We start from the raw sequence: 15,783 nt of genomic DNA on the forward strand, positions 1-15,783 counted from the left end.
CGCCCCGTCAGGGGCGCGGGGAACCGCGCGATCAACCCCCCCCGGACCGGCAGATCCCCACGCTCCTTGTCGGCCGAAGCCGAGGGCACCGGCTACGCGTCGCCGCCCGCCGCCCCCGGATCCGCCGCCCGGACGTCCAGCAGCTGGTAGCGGTCGATGGCCTGCTTGAGCACGGAGCGGTCGACCTTGCCCTCGCGCGCCAGCTCGGTCAGCACCGCCACCACGATCGACTGGGCGTCGATGTGGAAGAAGCGGCGCGCCGCGCCCCGGGTGTCGGCGAAGCCGAAGCCGTCGGCGCCCAGGGACTGGTACGTCCCGGGCACCCAGCGCGCGATCTGGTCCGGAACCGATCGCATCCAGTCGGACACGGCCACGAACGGGCCCTCGGCGCCACTGAGCTTCCGGGTCACGTACGGCACCCGCTGCTCCTCCTCCGGGTGCAGCAGGTTGTGCTCCTCGCACTCCACGGCCTCGCGGCGCAGCTCGTTCCAGGAGGTCGCGGACCACACGTCGGCCCTGACGTTCCACTCCTCGCCGAGGAGCCGCTGCGCCTCCAGCGCCCACGGGACCGCCACGCCCGACGCCATGATCTGCGCGGGGACGGAGCCGTTGGTGCCCTGCCTGAGCCTGTAGACGCCCTTGAGGATGCCCTCGACGTCCACGCCCGCCGGCTCGGCCGGGTGCTGGATGGGCTCGTTGTAGACGGTGAGGTAGTAGAAGACGTCCTCGCCGTGCGGGTGCTCGGCCGAGCCGCCGTACATCCGGCGCAGCCCGTCCCGCACGATGTGCGCGATCTCGTACGCGTACGCCGGGTCGTACGCCACGCAGGCCGGGTTGGTGGAGGCCAGCAGCTGGGAGTGGCCGTCCGCGTGCTGGAGACCTTCACCGGTCAGGGTCGTACGACCGGCGGTCGCGCCCAGGACGAATCCGCGTGCCAGCTGGTCGGCCATCTGCCAGAACTGGTCACCCGTGCGCTGGAAACCGAACATCGAGTAGAAGACGTACACCGGGATCAGCGGCTCGCCGTGCGTGGCGTACGCCGAGCCCGCCGCGATCAGCGAGGCCGTACAGCCCGCCTCGGAGATGCCGTCGTGCAGCATCTGGCCGGTCGGCGACTCCTTGTAGGCCAGGAGCAGCTCGCGGTCGACCGACTCGTACTGCTGGCCCAGCGGGTTGTAGATCTTCGCGCTCGGGAAGAAGGAGTCCATGCCGAACGTGCGGTACTCGTCCGGTGCGATCAGCACGAAGCGCTTGCCGATCTCCTTGTCCCGCATGAGGTCCTTCAGGAGACGCACGAAGGCCATGGTCGTCGCGATGGACTGCTGGCCCGTGCCCTTCTTCACGGTCGCGTACGCCTTGTCGTCCGGCAGGGCGAGCGGCTGGGAGCGGACGACACGGGTCGGGACGTAACCGCCGAGGCCCTTGCGGCGGTCGTGCATGTACTGGATCTCCTCCGAGTTGCGGCCCGGGTGGTAGTACGGCGGCGGGCCGGACTCCAGCTCCCGGTCGGAGATCGGCAGGTGCAGACGGTCCCGGAAGCGCTTGAGGTCGTCGACCGTCAGCTTCTTCATCTGGTGGGTGGCGTTGCGGCCCTCGAAGTTCGGACCCAGCGTCCAGCCCTTGATCGTCTTGGCCAGGATGACCGTCGGCTGGCCCTTGTGCTCCTTGGCCGCCTTGAACGCCGCGTAGATCTTGCGGTGGTCGTGGCCGCCGCGGCCGAGGTGCAGGATCTGCTCGTCGGTCATGTTCTCGACCATGGCGCGCAGACGCAGGTCGTCACCGAAGAAGTGCTCGCGGATGTACGCGCCGGACTCGGTGGCGTACGTCTGGAACTGTCCGTCCGGCGTGATGTTCATCTTGTTGACCAGCACGCCGTCCCGGTCCTGCGCGAGCAGCGGGTCCCAGGTGCGGTCCCAGATCAGCTTGATCACGTTCCAGCCGGCGCCCCGGAAGACCGACTCCAGCTCCTGGATGATCTTGCCGTTGCCGCGGACCGGGCCGTCGAGGCGCTGGAGGTTGCAGTTGACCACGAAGGTCAGGTTGTCCAGGCCTTCCCGGGCCGCGATGGACAGCTGGCCGAGCGACTCCGGCTCGTCCATCTCGCCGTCGCCGAGGAACGCCCACACGTGCGACCGGGATGTGTCGGCGATGCCGCGCGCCTGCATGTAGCGGTTCATCCGCGCCTGGTAGATCGCGCCGAGCGGGCCGAGGCCCATGGAGACCGTCGGGAACTCCCAGAAGTCCGGCATCGAGCGCGGGTGCGGGTAGCTGGACAGGCCGTTCGGGTACTTCGACTTCTCCTGCCGGAAGCCGTCCAGCTGCTCCTCGGTGAGCCGGTCGAGCAGGTACGCGCGCGCGTAGATGCCGGGGGAGGCGTGGCCCTGGAAGAAGACCTGGTCGCCGCCGTCGCCCTCGTCCTTGCCGCGGAAGAAGTGGTTGAAGCCGACGTCGTAGAGCGACGCGGAGGAGGCGAAGGTGGCGATGTGGCCTCCGACGCCGATGCCCGGGCGCTGGGCGCGCGAGACCATGACGGCCGCGTTCCAGCGGGTGGCGTTCAGGATCCTGCGCTCGATCTCCTCGTTGCCGGGGAAGAACGGCTCGCTCTTGGTGGGGATCGTGTTGACGTAGTCCGTGCTGCGCATCTCGGGCACGGCCACGCGCCTCTCGCGGGCGCGCTCGATCAGACGCAGCATGAGATAGCGGGCCCGCTCCCGGCCGCGCTCGTCGACGGCGGCGTCCAGGGAGTCGAGCCACTCCTGGGTTTCCTCGGGATCGAAGTCAGGAACCTGACTCGGAAGGCCGCCAATGATGATCGGATTGCGATCGGATCCGGAAGCCACGCTGTTCCTTACCTGTCAGAGGGCCAGTTCGTTGCACCTGCCTACACCGTTCCCCATCGTGTACCTCGGGAAGGCGTACGTCATCCGCACCGTCATCTGCACCGGTCAAAACGCAACGATACGCCCGGGGTGTGACGGGCATGGCAAAGTTGTTCGAGCGACGTAACCCTGGATGATTCCGAACGCCACAAACCGGGCACATCGGCGTGATGTGGGTCGCGCGGAATCGAGATACGGTGCTGGGAGTTGCGGCGACACGGCCGGGATCGTCACCGTTTCGGCGGTCCCGACGGCCGGGTACTTGCGCGATCCGCCCCGCCCGTGTGGACTACGGCCAATGCTTCGCGCACGCGCGTGGCTGAGATACTTACCAAGACATGATCAGGAGGCAACCCGTGAGCGCGACCGCGGACCACGCGGAGGAGCGGACGAACCCTGCCGCCAGGCTGGGGTTCCAGCCCGGGCAGGTGGTCCAGGAGATCGGCTACGACGACGACGTCGATCAGGAGCTCCGCGAGGCCATCGAGGAAACCATCGCAGGCGACCTCATGGACGAGGACTACGACGACGTGGCCGACGCCGTTGTGCTGTGGTTCCGTGACGACGACGGCGACCTGACGGATGCGCTGGTGGATGCCACCACGTACATCGAAGAGGGCGGCGCGATCCTGCTCCTCACGCCGAAGACCGGCCGTGCGGGGTACGTGGAGCCGAGCGACATCCAGGACGCCGCCACGACGGCCGGCCTGACCGCTTCGAAGAGCGTCAGCGTCGGCAAGGACTGGAGCGGCAGCCGGCTGGCGACGCCGAAGGCGGCCAAGTCCAAGAGGTGACCGTCCTCGGACGCCGGACGGGCTGGACATCGCCCCAGCCCGTCCGGGAGTTCCCGGTGACCGCTGCGTAGGGTGGAACCGAGCGTCCGCGCTCCCACCCCGACAGCCCACCGAAGGGAAGCACGACGATGGCGATCCAGGTCGGCGACAAGGCGCCCGACTTCGAGCTGAAGGACAACCACGGCCGGACCGTGAGGCTCTCGGACTTCCGCGGCGAGAAGAACGTGGTCCTGCTCTTCTACCCCTTCGCCTTCACCGGCGTGTGCACCGGCGAGCTGTGCGAGCTGCGCGACAACCTGCCGAAGTTCGAGGACCGCGACACCCAGCTGCTCGCCGTCTCCAACGACTCCATCCACACCCTGCGCGTCTTCGCCGAGCAGGAGGGCCTGGAGTACCCCCTGCTGAGCGATTTCTGGCCGCACGGCGACGTCTCGCGCGCGTACGGCGTCTTCGACGAGGACAAGGGCTGCGCCGTCCGGGGCACCTTCGTGATCGACAAGGAGGGCGTCGTGCGGTGGACCGTGGTCAACGGTCTGCCGGACGCGCGTGATCTGAACGACTACGTGAAGGCGCTCGACACCCTCTGAGCGGATCGCGGGCGACACCTGTGATTGTTCGGGTCCAGGGTCTGCGGGGTGCGGGAACCCGTCACTAGGATCGGCACGTTGATCCCATATCCGAAGCACGACGGGGCTCCCCGCCCCTGGACACCACATGGAGGACCCGTGGGAGTCAGCCTCAGCAAGGGCGGCAACGTATCGCTGACGAAGGAGGCCCCGGGCCTGACCGCCGTCATCGTCGGCCTGGGGTGGGACGTGCGCACGACGACCGGCACGGACTTCGACCTCGACGCCAGTGCGCTGCTGCTGAACAACTCCGGCAAGGTCGCGAGCGACCAGCACTTCGTCTTCTTCAACAACCTCAAGAGCCCCGACGGCTCCGTCGAGCACACCGGTGACAACCTCACCGGTGAGGGTGAGGGCGACGACGAGCAGATCAAGGTCAACCTGGCCGGGGTCCCGGCCGACATCGAAAAGATCGTGTTCCCGGTGTCGATCTACGACGCCGAGAACCGCCAGCAGTCCTTCGGCCAGGTCCGCAACGCCTTCATCCGCGTCGTGAACCAGGCCGGCGGGCAGGAGATCGCTCGCTACGACCTGAGCGAGGACGCCTCGACCGAGACGGCCATGGTCTTCGGCGAGCTGTACCGGCACGGCGCGGAGTGGAAGTTCCGCGCCATCGGCCAGGGCTACGCGTCGGGCCTGCGGGGCATCGCGCAGGACTTCGGCGTCAACGTCTGACACGACGGACGTGTGAGACCCACCAGCCCGCGCAACCGGCGCCGCTCCGTTTAGGGGTGGCGCCGGACGCGCAGGACAACCAGGGAAGCACCACCAGGGGAGGACCAGCATCATGGGTGTCACGCTCGCCAAGGGAGGCAACGTCTCCCTCTCCAAAGCCGCGCCGAACCTCACCAACGTCATGATCGGACTGGGCTGGGACGCGCGGTCGACCACCGGAGCCCCCTTCGACCTGGACGCCAGCGCGCTGCTGTGCGGGGCCGGCAACCGGGTGCTGGGCGACGACTGGTTCGTCTTCTACAACCAGCTGACCAGCCCCGACGGCTCGGTGGAGCACACCGGTGACAACCTCACCGGTGAGGGCGAGGGCGACGACGAGTCGATCCTGGTGGACCTCGCCAAGGTGCCGCAGCAGTGCGAGAAGATCATCTTCCCCGTCTCCATCCACATGGCGGACGAGCGCGGGCAGACCTTCGGCCAGGTCTCCAACGCCTTCATCCGCGTCGTGAACCAGGCCGACGGCCAGGAACTGGCCCGCTACGACCTCAGTGAGGACGCCTCCACCGAAACCGCCATGATCTTCGGCGAGCTGTACCGCTACCACGGCGAGTGGAAGTTCCGGGCGGTGGGTCAGGGGTACGCGTCCGGCCTACGAGGCATCGCTCTAGACTTCGGAGTCAACGTTTCGTAAAACTCGGTACGACTCAGGGGAGACCCTCCCCCGGACTCCGTCTGGGAGGTGCCCCCCACACACGATGGGGTAGCCAGTGCTTCTGAAAACCTTCGGCTGGTCGTTCGCGGTCACCGCGCTCGGTCTGGTCGCGGCGGCGTTCTACGGGGGGTGGACCGCCTTCGGCATCGTGGCGATCCTGGCCGTCCTGGAGATCTCGCTGTCCTTCGACAACGCGGTGGTCAACGCCGGGATCCTGAAGAAGATGAGCGCCTTCTGGCAGAAGATCTTCCTCACGGTCGGCGTCCTCATCGCCGTCTTCGGCATGCGGCTGGTCTTCCCCGTCGTCATCGTCGCGATCAGCGCCAAGATGGGCCCGATCGAGGCCGTCGACCTGGCACTCAACAACAAGGACCGCTACCAGCAGCTGGTCACCGACGCCCACCCGGCGATCGCCGCGTTCGGTGGCATGTTCCTGCTGATGATCTTCCTCGACTTCATCTTCGAGGACCGGGACATCCAGTGGCTGCGCTGGATCGAGCGGCCCCTGGCCAAGCTCGGCAAGGTCGACATGCTGTCGGTCTGCATCGCCCTGATCGTCCTGCTGATCACGTCGTTCACCTTCGCCACCCACGCCCACCAGCACGGCGGCGCCCACGTGGACAAGGCCCAGACGGTCCTGATCGCCGGCATCGCCGGCCTGATCACCTACATGGTCGTCGGCGGCCTCTCCGGCTACTTCGAGGACAAGCTGGAGGCGGAGGAGGAACGCGAGCACGAGGAGGAGGAAGAGGCCGCCCGCACCGGCAGGCAGAAGCCCGCGATCGTCCTGGCCGGCCAGGCCGCGTTCTTCATGTTCCTCTACCTCGAGGTCCTGGACGCGTCCTTCTCCTTCGACGGCGTGATCGGCGCCTTCGCCATCACCAACGACATCGTCCTGATGGCCCTCGGCCTCGGCATCGGCGCCATGTACGTCCGGTCGCTGACGGTCTACCTGGTCCGCCAGGGCACCCTCGACGACTACGTCTACCTGGAGCACGGCGCCCACTACGCCATCGGCGCCCTCGCCGTCATCCTCATGGTCACCATCCAGTACGAGATCAACGAGGTCGTCACCGGTCTCGTCGGCGTCGTCCTGATCGCGGCCTCCTTCTTCTCCTCCGTCCGCCGCAACCGCGCCCTGGCGGCGGCGGGCGCGGGCAGCGACGAGAAGGCCGAGGTCTCCTCCGGGGTGTGACGGCCCGGACGGTGAGGAACGCTTCGAACGGGGCGGCCGGCAGGGCCGGCCGCCCCGTCGGCGTCACAACAGGTACCTGGGGGCGGGAATGGGTTTCTTCGACGGACTGCTGGGCGGGCGCGCCGCCGACTTCGACTCGGGCAACGCGTCGACCAACGCCATAGAACTGACCAGGCGGCACCAGACGGTGTCCCTCACCAAGCAGGAGGCGGCCACCGGCCACCTGCGCGTCAACCTCTCCTGGCGGATGCGGACCTCCGACTTCGACGGAGCCCAGCGCACCAGCCTGTTCCGGCACCCGTTCAGGGCACTGAAACCGCCGGAGGTCCTGGGCCACGGCCAGAGCATGGTCAACGTCGACCTGGACCTCGGCTGCCTGTATGAACTGACCGACGGCACGAAAGGGGTCGTACAGCCCCTCGGCGGCTATCTCGGCGACGTCAACGCACCGCCGTACATCAAACTCAGCGGCGACGACCGGTTCGGCTCGGCGTCCGGCGAGACGATGTACGTCAACCTCGACCACCGGGACGCCCTCAAGCGACTGCTCGTCTTCGTCTACATCTACGACCAGACCCCCGCCTTCGACCGTACGCACGCCATCGTCACCCTCTACCCCAGCAACGGCCCCCGCATCGAGATAGGCCTGGACGAACGCCACCCCCAGGCCCGCTCCTGCGCCGTGGTCATGATCGAGAACATCAAGGGCGAACTGATCGTCCGCCGCGAGGTGAAGTTCGTCTACGGCTTCCAGGGCGAACTGGACCGCCTCTACGGCTGGGGCCTGCAGTGGGGCAGGGGCTTCAAGACGAAGGTGGACAGGTGACCGGCGCCCGCCTCGGGGGCTGACTACCGCCCGAGGAACTGCGGCCCCTGCGGCGGCAGCCGGAAGTAGGGGTCCCCGGCCACGGCCACCGGCGCCGACATCGGCTGGGGATAGCCGTAGGCGGGCGGCTGTGCCGGAACCGCGGCCGTCGGCTGCTCCGGGGGCAACGGCTGGGAGGGAACCGGCTCCTCCTCCATCTCGGACTCGTCCACCGAGATCCCGAAGTCCGTGGCGAGCCCCTTCAGCCCGTTCGAGTAACCCTCGCCCAGCGCCCGGAACTTCCAGCCCTCCCCGCGCCGGTACAGCTCACCGCAGATCAGCGCCGTCTCCGCGCCCGTCTCCGGCTTGATCTCGAACCGGGCCAGCGGCTCCCCGTCGGCGACCGCCGCGTCGTACAGCAGGATGCACAGCGCCGGCACCTGGTCGAAGGCGACCCCGTCCGCGGAGGCGACCAGCACGATCCGGCCGACCCCCGGCTCCACCCCGGACAGCTCGGTCTGGATCGTGTCCGTCAGCCCCTCGGCGATCCGTTTCTTGCCGAGCCGCCACACCTTCCCGGAGGGGTGCCGGGGCTGGTTGTAGAAGACGAAGTCCTCGTCGGAGCGCACACGGCCGTCCGGGCCCAGCAGCAGCGCCGACACGTCCACGTCCGGGACCCCCTGCCCGGGCGTCCAGCGCAGCACGGCGCGGACCGTGGTGGCCTCCAGCGGGACGTTCGACCCCTTCAGCATGGCGTGCGTCATGCGGCCATCCTGCCCTCTCGGTCCTGGTCACGACAATGCGGGGCTGGGCCGCCGACATGGGCGAGTTACCGGGAATTCATGCCCACAGGGAACCCCGGACACGGATCCCTACGTACTATTACCGGCCACCCTTTACCGAACCCAGAGGCTCGGCTCGCGCCCTGAGGGAGTCCTATGCGTCATTTCGGGCACATCGCCCCCGAGGTGCGGCAGCGCCTCTTCCACCAGGAGCCGTGCGCGTTCACCGCCGACTCCCCGGCCCGGCTGCTCTCCGCGGCCCTGGGTGCCACGCTGTACAGCCCGGCCACGCGGCCCCGGCTCGCCGACGACATCGTCAAACAGGCCGGCAGCGGCGTGGTCTCGATGGTGCTGTGCCTGGAGGACTCGATCGACGACGCGGACGTCGAACCGGGGGAGGAGAACCTCGTCCGGCAGTTCGCCGACCTCGCCGCCCGGCCCGCGGTGGAGCCGCCCCTGCTGTTCATCCGGGTGCGCACCCCCGAGCAGATACCGGACCTGGTCCGCCGTCTCGGGCCCGCCGTGCGCCTGCTGTCCGGGTTCGTGCTGCCCAAGTTCACCGAGGAACGCGGCGTCCCCTTCCTGGAGGCGCTGACCGCGGCGGAGAACAGCAGCGGCCGGCGGCTCTTCGCCATGCCCGTCCTGGAGTCCCCCGAACTGCTCTACCGCGAGTCCCGGGTGGAGACCCTGGAGGGCATCTCCCGCGCGGTCGGCAAGTACCGGGACCGGGTACTGGCCCTCCGCCTCGGCGTGACCGACTTCTGCTCCTCCTACGGCCTGCGCCGCGCCCCCGACATGACCGCCTACGACGTCCAGATCGTCGCCTCCGTCATCGCCGACGTCGTGAACATGCTGGGCCGCGCCGACGGCACCGGCTTCACCGTCACCGGCCCGGTCTGGGAGTACTTCCGCGTCTCCGAACGCATGTTCAAGCCGCAGCTGAGGCAGAGCCCCTTCCTGGAGGTGCAGGCCGTCTCGCTGCGCGAGAAGCTGATCGAACACGCCATGGACGGACTGCTCCGGGAGATCTCCCTCGACCAGGCCAACGGCCTGCTCGGCAAGACCTGCATCCACCCGTCCCACGTGCTGCCCGTGCACGCGCTGTCCGTGGTCAGCCACGAGGAGTTCAGCGACGCCCAGGACATCCTGCGGCCGGAACGCGGCGGCGGGGGTGTACTGCGGTCCGCCTACACGAACAAGATGAACGAAGTGAAACCGCACCGCGCCTGGGCCGAGCGGACCCTGTTGCGCGCCGAGGTGTTCGGCGTCGCCAACGAGGACGTCGGCTTCGTGGAACTGCTCGCCGCCGGCATACCCGGCTGAACCCTTCTCCACCTCCACCTCCACCTCCGCCTCTCCAAGGAACGAATGAACAACGCAGTGAACGACGGGGTCTGGTCCGGCAGCTGGGTCGCCGAGCGGCTCGGGGTCGCACTCGTGGGCGACGACGGCCTGCCGGCCCTGGTCGGGCTCGCGCTGCGGCGCAACCCCAAGCGGGCGCACCTGCTGGTCTCGAACGTCCTCGGCAAGCACGTCCCCCAGTCGCCGGCCGTGGTGTACGACCACGGCTTCCGGCTGGGCCGACGGGTCGCCGCCCTGCTCGGCGCGGAGGCGGGCGCCGCGGTCGTCCTCGGCTACGCGGAGACCGCGACGGGGCTGGGGCACGCGGTCGCCGACGGGCTCGGCGCGGTGCCGTACCTGCACTCCACGCGACGGCCGGTGCCCGGGGTCGCCCCCGCGGGCGGCTTCGAGGAGTCGCACTCGCACGCCACGTCGCACCTCCTGCTGCCGGAAGACCCCGCCCTGCTGGCCGGGGAAGGGCCGCTGGTGCTGGTGGACGACGAGTTCTCCACCGGCAACACCGTGCTGAACACCGTCCGTGATCTGCACGCACGGTATCCGCGCGGACGGTACGTGGTGGTCGCCCTGGTCGACATGCGGTCGGACGGGGACACGGCCCGCCTCCAGCGGTTCGCGGAGGAGATCGGCGCCCGGGTCGACGTGATCGCCGCCGCGTCCGGCACCGTACGGCTGCCGGAGGACGTGCTGGAGAAGGGGCAGCGGCTGGTCGCGGAGCGTGAGGCCGCCGGACCGGAGGGCGACGGGGCTGCCCGCGCCCCCGGAGGAGCGCCACAGCCGGGGCCCGTCGCCAGGGTCGACCTGCGCTGGCCCCCCGGGCTCCCCGACGGCGGGCGGCACGGCTTCACCCCCGCCCACCGGGCCCGGCTCGAAGCGGCGCTGCCCGCCATGGCCGGGCGAATACGCGCGGCCCTGCCCGCCGGCGCCCGGCGCGTCCTGGTGCTCGGCTTCGAGGAACTGATGTACGCCCCGCTGCGGCTCGCGCGCGAGCTGGAGCGGGCGGCGGACGCCGAGGTGCGGTTCTCCACCACCACCCGCTCGCCCGTGCTCGCGGTCGACGACCCCGGCTACGCCATCCGCAGCCGCCTGGTCTTCCCGGCCCACGACGACCCGGCCGACGGGCCCGGCGAACGGTACGCCTACAACGTGGCCGGCGCCGGCTTCGACGCCGTCGTCGCCGTGGTCGACTCCGCCGCCGACACCCCCGCCCTGCACGCGCCGGACGGTCTGCTGGCCGCCCTCGCCGCACACGTCCCGCACGTCCTGCTCGCGGTCGTCCCCTCCTACCTCCCGCACGCTCCCGAAAGGCCGGCCATGCTGCCCGAGCCCCTCCGCGGCCCCGCGTTCTCCTCGTACGCGCCGGAGGAGGTCGGCTGGCTGCTCCAGGACCTGTCCGACGTGCCCCTGGAGGCGCCGACGGAGGAGCGCGAGGAGGCCGTCCAGCGCGGGGGCGCGCACTACGCCGAGTCGCTGCCGGTGGAGTACCAGCCCAGCGCGCGGTACCAGGAGCTGTTCCACGCGGCCCTGGACGCCTCCGCCGCCCGCATCGCGCAGGCCGTCGGCGTCGTGACCGAGACCGTCCTCACCGAGCGCTCGCCCCGCCCGGTGCTGGTGTCCCTGGCGCGCGCCGGCACCCCCGTCGGCATCCTGATGCGCCGCTGGGCCCGCTTCCGGCACGGTCTCGACCTGCCGCACTACGCCGTGTCGATCGTGCGCGGCCGGGGCATCGACGCCAACGCGCTGCGCTGGCTGGCCGCGCACCACGACCCGCGGGACGTCGTGTTCGTCGACGGCTGGACCGGCAAGGGCGCGATCACCCGCGAACTCGCCGAAGCAGTCGAGGAGTTCGAGCGGGAGGAGGGCATCAGCGGATTCGACCCGGAGATCGCCGTCCTGGCCGACCCCGGCTCCTGCGTCCGCACCTACGGCACCCGCGAGGACTTCCTCATCCCCTCCGCCTGCCTCAACTCGACCGTCTCCGGGCTCGTCTCCCGCACGGTGCTGCGCGCCGACCTGGTCGGCCCGCACGACTTCCACGGCGCCAAGTTCTACCGCGAACTCGCGGGCGCGGACGTCTCCGTGGCCTTCCTCGACGCCGTCGCCGCCCGCTTCCCGGAGGTGGCCGACGGCGTGGACGGCGCGGTGAAGGAGCTGTCGGCCACGGACCGGACCCCGACCTGGGCGGGCTGGCGGGCGGTCGAGCGGATCAGCGAGGAGTACGGCATCCACGACGTCAACCTCGTCAAGCCCGGCGTCGGCGAGACCACCCGGGTGCTGCTGCGCCGGGTGCCGTGGAAGATCCTCGCGCGGGCGGGGGCGGGCGACGACCTGGCCCATGTGCGGCTGCTCGCCGAGCAGCGCGGGGTGCCGGTGGAGGAGGTGGACGACCTGCCGTACACCTGCGTCGGGCTGATCCACCCCCGGTACACGCGGGGCGCCACGGGCGCCGACGGCAAGGCGGTGAACGTCTGATGCCGGTGCTGGTGGCGAGCGACCTCGACCGTACGCTGATCTACTCCTCGGCGGCCCTGGCGCTGACCATGCCGGACCCGAGGGCGCCCCGGCTGCTGTGCGTGGAGGTGCACGAGGCCAGGCCGCTGTCCTACATGACCGAGACCGCGGCCCGGCTGCTCACCGACCTCGGTGACACGGCCGTGTTCGTGCCGACGACGACCCGGACGCGCAAGCAGTACCAGCGGATCAACCTGCCGGGGCCGCCGCCGGCCTACGCGATCTGCGCCAACGGGGGCCACCTGCTGGTCGACGGGGTCACCGACGCGGACTGGCACGCGGGCGTGCAGGCGCGGCTCGCCGAGGAGTGCGCCCCGCTCGCGGAGGTCAGCGAGCATCTGCTGCGGTCCGCCGACCCGGTCTGGGTGCGCAAGCACCGCATCGCCGAGGACCTGTTCGCCTACCTCGTGGTGGAGCGCGACCTGCTGCCCGGGGACTGGGTGAAGGAGCTCGCGGTGTGGGCGGAGGACCGGGGCTGGACGGTGTCCCTGCAGGGCCGCAAGATCTACGCCGTGCCGAAGCCGCTCACCAAGAGCGCGGCCGTCCGTGAGGTGGCCCGGCGCACCGGCGCGGAGCTGACGCTGGCCGCGGGGGACTCCCTGCTCGACGCCGACCTGCTGCTGGCCGCCGACCGCGGCTGGCGCCCCGGCCACGGCGAACTCGCCGACAGCGGCTGGACGGCCCCGCGGATCAGCGCCCTGCGGGAACGGGGCGTCCTGGCGGGGGAGCGGATCCTGCGGGAGTTCCTGACAGCGGCACGGCAGCCGATCTGAGGGGCGCGGGGCGCCCGGCACCCCGGCAGGCGGCTACCCGCAGCACCCGCCCCCGCAGCACCCGCCCCCGCCGGCCCTCGGCGAAGGCGCGGGCGCGACCGCGGACGTGTTGTTCGACACGCCTACCGCTACCGTCGACAGGAGCTTCACCGTGTCGTCGTGCCCCGCGGGGCACGACGCGGGGGCGGCGGACTGCGCCATGGGCCGGCTGAGTTCGAACGTGTCGCCGCAGGTCCGGCAGCGGTACTCGTAACGAGGCATGGCCCCAGGTTAGCCGTCGGGGCCCGGCCGGGGGCGTCTCAATGTTTCATGAGTGTTGCTTTCTATCCGGCATATGTGCAGGGCATTCGAAAACGTTACTGATAATTTGTGAACGCCGTTGCGAGGATGCTCAGCTCACCCGCGCGAGCAAGACCGAGTGCGGAGGGAGACGCAGGCGTGACCAATGCGTCGCAGGGGGAGGACGGCCCCATGGGGGGTGGCCGTGGCGAGGAGCCGTTGGACGCCGATGAGACGCTGCACCTGAGAGTCGACGCCCTCAGGGCGGACCAGACCATGCAGTTGCGCGTGCCGCCGCCACCGGAGCCGCCCGCCGCGGGCGGCGGCCGGGCCGAACGCCGGCGTGACGCGCGCTCGGCCGGACGGGAGCGCGTCGCGCCCGCGAGCGCGGCCCTGGGCGCCGTCGTCCGGCTGCTGGCCCCGCTGGCCCCGTACGCGCGCCGGATAGCCCCCTACGCGCGCCGCCTGAAACCGGTGTACCCGCGCCCCGGGCGCGACGGCTGGCGCCGCTGGATACCCTCCTGGCGCCAGTGGCTCGGCGCCACCCTGACCTCGTTCGGTCTGCTCAGCGCGTTCCTCGTCACCGCGTACGCGATGACGGACATACCGGAGAACCTCAACTCGTACGCCACCCAGCAGGACAACGTCTACTTCTGGTCCGACGGCACGCCCATGGCCCGCACGGGCTGGGTGCAGCGGCAGGCGATGCCGCTGAAGGACATCCCGCCGGACGTCCGCTGGGCGGTGCTCGCCGCGGAGAACGAGAGCTTCTACTCGGACCCGGGCATATCCGCCAGAGGCATCACCCGGGCCGTGTTCCGCACCCTGGGACAGGGGGACACCGAGGGCGGATCGACCATCACCCAGCAATACGTCAAGAATGTCTATCTGACGCAGAACCAGACGATCAGCCGCAAATTCACCGAAGCGATGATCGCCCTCAAGCTGGACAACAGGATGAGCAAGGACCAGATCCTGGAGGGCTATCTCAACACCAGCTGGTTCGGCCGCGGCAGCTACGGCATCCAGCGCGCCGCCCAGGCGTACTACGGCAAGGACGTCGGCGATCTCGACGCCTCCGAGGCGGCCATGCTCGCCGGGCTGCTCAAGGGCGCCGGCCTGTTCGACCCCACGCTCAGCAAGGCCAACCACGCGCGGGCCGTCGAGCGCTGGTCCTGGATCCTCGACCGCATGGTCAAGATCGGCAAGCTGTCGCCGCGGGAACGGGCGAAGTACACCAAGTTCCCCGAGCCCCTGAAGAGCAACCCGCTCTACAACACCGGTGCGCAGAGCGACTACCTGGTGGAGCTGGCCTCGCAGTACGCCAAGAAGGCGGGGCACCTGACGGACAAGCAGTTCGACCTGGGCGGCTACCAGATCTACACGACCTTCGACCGCAAGCGGGAGAAGGCGCTCACCGACGCCGTCACCAAGGCCCGCAAGCAGGCCGGGCGGGACGATCCGGCGGCGGCGAGGAACGGCCACTACGGCGCCGCCTCGGTGGCGGCGGACGGCCGGATCCTCGCCGTCTACGGCGGCCCCGACCACCGCACCCAGGGCTACAACGAGTCCAACGCGACCACCGTCCCGGCCGGCACCGCCTTCACGCCGTTCGTCTACGCCGCCGGGCTCGAACACGGCGTGCGCAAGACGCGCGGCGGACCCGCCACCCCCGTCACCCCGGACAGCGTCTACGACGGCGACGACGGCGTGCCCGTCACCACCCCCGAGGGGCCGTACTGGGACCGCAGCGGCAAGAAGGTCGCCGCGCACAACGACGGCGGCCGGTCGTACGGCGACATCAGCCTGCGCGAGGCCATGGCCCGGTCCGTGAACACGCCGTTCATGCAGCTCGGCATGGACACCGGCCTGGACAGGGTGCGCCAGACCGCCGTGGCGTCCGGGCTGCTGTCCTCCAGCATGGGCCCCCAGGTCCCGGCCCTGTCCATGGGCAACTCCACGCCCAGCGCGATCCGGATGGCCAGCGGCTACGCCACCTTCGCCGCCGACGGCAACCACACCGAGCCGTACTCGGTGCGCCGGATCACCCGCAACGGCTCCCCGGTCGCCCTGGCCACCCCGCGCCCGAGGCGCGCGGTCGGCGCCGAAGTGGCCCGGCAGGTCACGGAGGCGCTCGGCGACTCCTTCCGCACCGCCCATCCCGAGGCGGCGGCCGGCCGGTCCGGAGTGTCGGGGAAGGCCGGCACCACCGAGAAGGACACCGCCGCCTGGTACGTCGGCACGGCCGACTCCGTGTCCACCGCGATCGTCGTCTACCGGATCGACCTGGCCAAGTCCCTGGAGCCACTGCCGCTCAAGGGCCTGGCCGGCACGTCCGCGCACAGCGTCCCGTATGCCCTCTGGTCGGCAGCGACGGGTCTCGGCTGAGCCGG

General features: G+C 70.3%; 13 protein-coding genes. 10 read left to right on the plus strand and 3 right to left on the minus strand.

What is annotated here, in order from left to right; translation table 11 throughout:
* Positions 1–92: 92 nt before the first annotated feature.
* On the minus strand, positions 93–2,840 hold the full coding sequence (gene aceE / locus LG395_RS27480) for a pyruvate dehydrogenase (acetyl-transferring), homodimeric type (protein WP_171156713.1): 2,748 nt from the start codon (positions 2,838–2,840) through the stop codon (positions 93–95).
* Positions 2,841–3,235: 395 nt separating this feature from the next.
* On the opposite strand from aceE, the gene LG395_RS27485 reads away from it, so the two are divergent.
* The 6 genes from LG395_RS27485 to LG395_RS27510 all read left to right on the plus strand — a co-directional run bounded on the left by LG395_RS27485 (position 3,236) and on the right by LG395_RS27510 (position 7,707).
* A complete protein-coding gene (locus LG395_RS27485; RefSeq protein WP_030649446.1) occupies positions 3,236–3,673 on the plus strand; it encodes a DUF3052 domain-containing protein in 438 nt (145 codons plus the stop codon).
* 128 nt (positions 3,674–3,801) lie between these two features.
* Positions 3,802–4,260 carry a peroxiredoxin gene (locus tag LG395_RS27490; RefSeq protein ID WP_171156715.1) on the plus strand — a complete coding sequence of 153 codons (459 nt, stop codon included), beginning with the start codon at positions 3,802–3,804 and terminating at the stop codon, positions 4,258–4,260.
* A gap of 138 nt (positions 4,261–4,398) precedes the next feature.
* Entirely contained in the window at positions 4,399–4,974 is a 576-nt protein-coding gene (locus tag LG395_RS27495) for a calcium homeostasis/redox stress adaptation protein (protein WP_132783663.1), read from the plus strand.
* Positions 4,975–5,086: 112 nt separating this feature from the next.
* The gene (locus LG395_RS27500) at positions 5,087–5,665 is read left to right on the plus strand and encodes a TerD family protein (protein WP_171156718.1); all 579 of its coding nucleotides are present in this window, start codon (positions 5,087–5,089) and stop codon (positions 5,663–5,665) included.
* Between the two features lie 76 nt (positions 5,666–5,741).
* The gene (locus LG395_RS27505) at positions 5,742–6,881 is read left to right on the plus strand and encodes a DUF475 domain-containing protein (RefSeq protein ID WP_225811572.1); all 1,140 of its coding nucleotides are present in this window, start codon (positions 5,742–5,744) and stop codon (positions 6,879–6,881) included.
* 88 nt (positions 6,882–6,969) lie between these two features.
* Positions 6,970–7,707, plus strand: coding sequence for a TerD family protein (locus tag LG395_RS27510; protein WP_132783665.1), 738 nt, complete (start codon positions 6,970–6,972; stop codon positions 7,705–7,707).
* 23 nt (positions 7,708–7,730) lie between these two features.
* Here LG395_RS27510 and LG395_RS27515 read toward each other — a convergent pair whose 3' ends face one another.
* On the minus strand, positions 7,731–8,450 hold the full coding sequence (locus tag LG395_RS27515; RefSeq protein WP_171156721.1) for a TerD family protein: 720 nt from the start codon (positions 8,448–8,450) through the stop codon (positions 7,731–7,733).
* A gap of 174 nt (positions 8,451–8,624) precedes the next feature.
* Here LG395_RS27515 and LG395_RS27520 point away from each other — a divergent pair, with 174 nt between their 5' ends.
* From LG395_RS27520 to LG395_RS27530, 3 genes are read left to right on the plus strand one after another with little or no spacing between them, the layout of a single operon-like run.
* Positions 8,625–9,791, plus strand: a complete 1,167-nt coding sequence (locus LG395_RS27520; RefSeq protein ID WP_171156723.1) for an HpcH/HpaI aldolase/citrate lyase family protein — start codon at positions 8,625–8,627, stop codon at positions 9,789–9,791.
* Between the two features lie 45 nt (positions 9,792–9,836).
* On the plus strand, positions 9,837–12,299 hold the full coding sequence (locus tag LG395_RS27525; RefSeq protein ID WP_225811573.1) for a phosphoribosyltransferase: 2,463 nt from the start codon (positions 9,837–9,839) through the stop codon (positions 12,297–12,299).
* A complete protein-coding gene (locus LG395_RS27530; protein WP_171156727.1) occupies positions 12,299–13,111 on the plus strand; it encodes an HAD family hydrolase in 813 nt (270 codons plus the stop codon). Before LG395_RS27525 ends, LG395_RS27530 begins: the two co-directional genes overlap by 1 nt.
* A 33-nt stretch (positions 13,112–13,144) precedes the next feature.
* On the opposite strand, the gene LG395_RS27535 is transcribed toward LG395_RS27530, so the two are convergent.
* Positions 13,145–13,372, minus strand: coding sequence for an FmdB family zinc ribbon protein (locus LG395_RS27535; RefSeq protein ID WP_171156729.1), 228 nt, complete (start codon positions 13,370–13,372; stop codon positions 13,145–13,147).
* A gap of 210 nt (positions 13,373–13,582) precedes the next feature.
* Between LG395_RS27535 and LG395_RS27540 the strand changes: the two genes are divergently transcribed.
* A complete protein-coding gene (locus LG395_RS27540; RefSeq protein ID WP_225811696.1) occupies positions 13,583–15,778 on the plus strand; it encodes a transglycosylase domain-containing protein in 2,196 nt (731 codons plus the stop codon).
* Positions 15,779–15,783: the final 5 nt, after the last annotated feature.

It is taken from the genome of Streptomyces spinosus (genome assembly GCF_020400655.1).
Classification (GTDB): Bacteria; Actinomycetota; Actinomycetes; order Streptomycetales; family Streptomycetaceae; genus Streptomyces; species Streptomyces argyrophylli.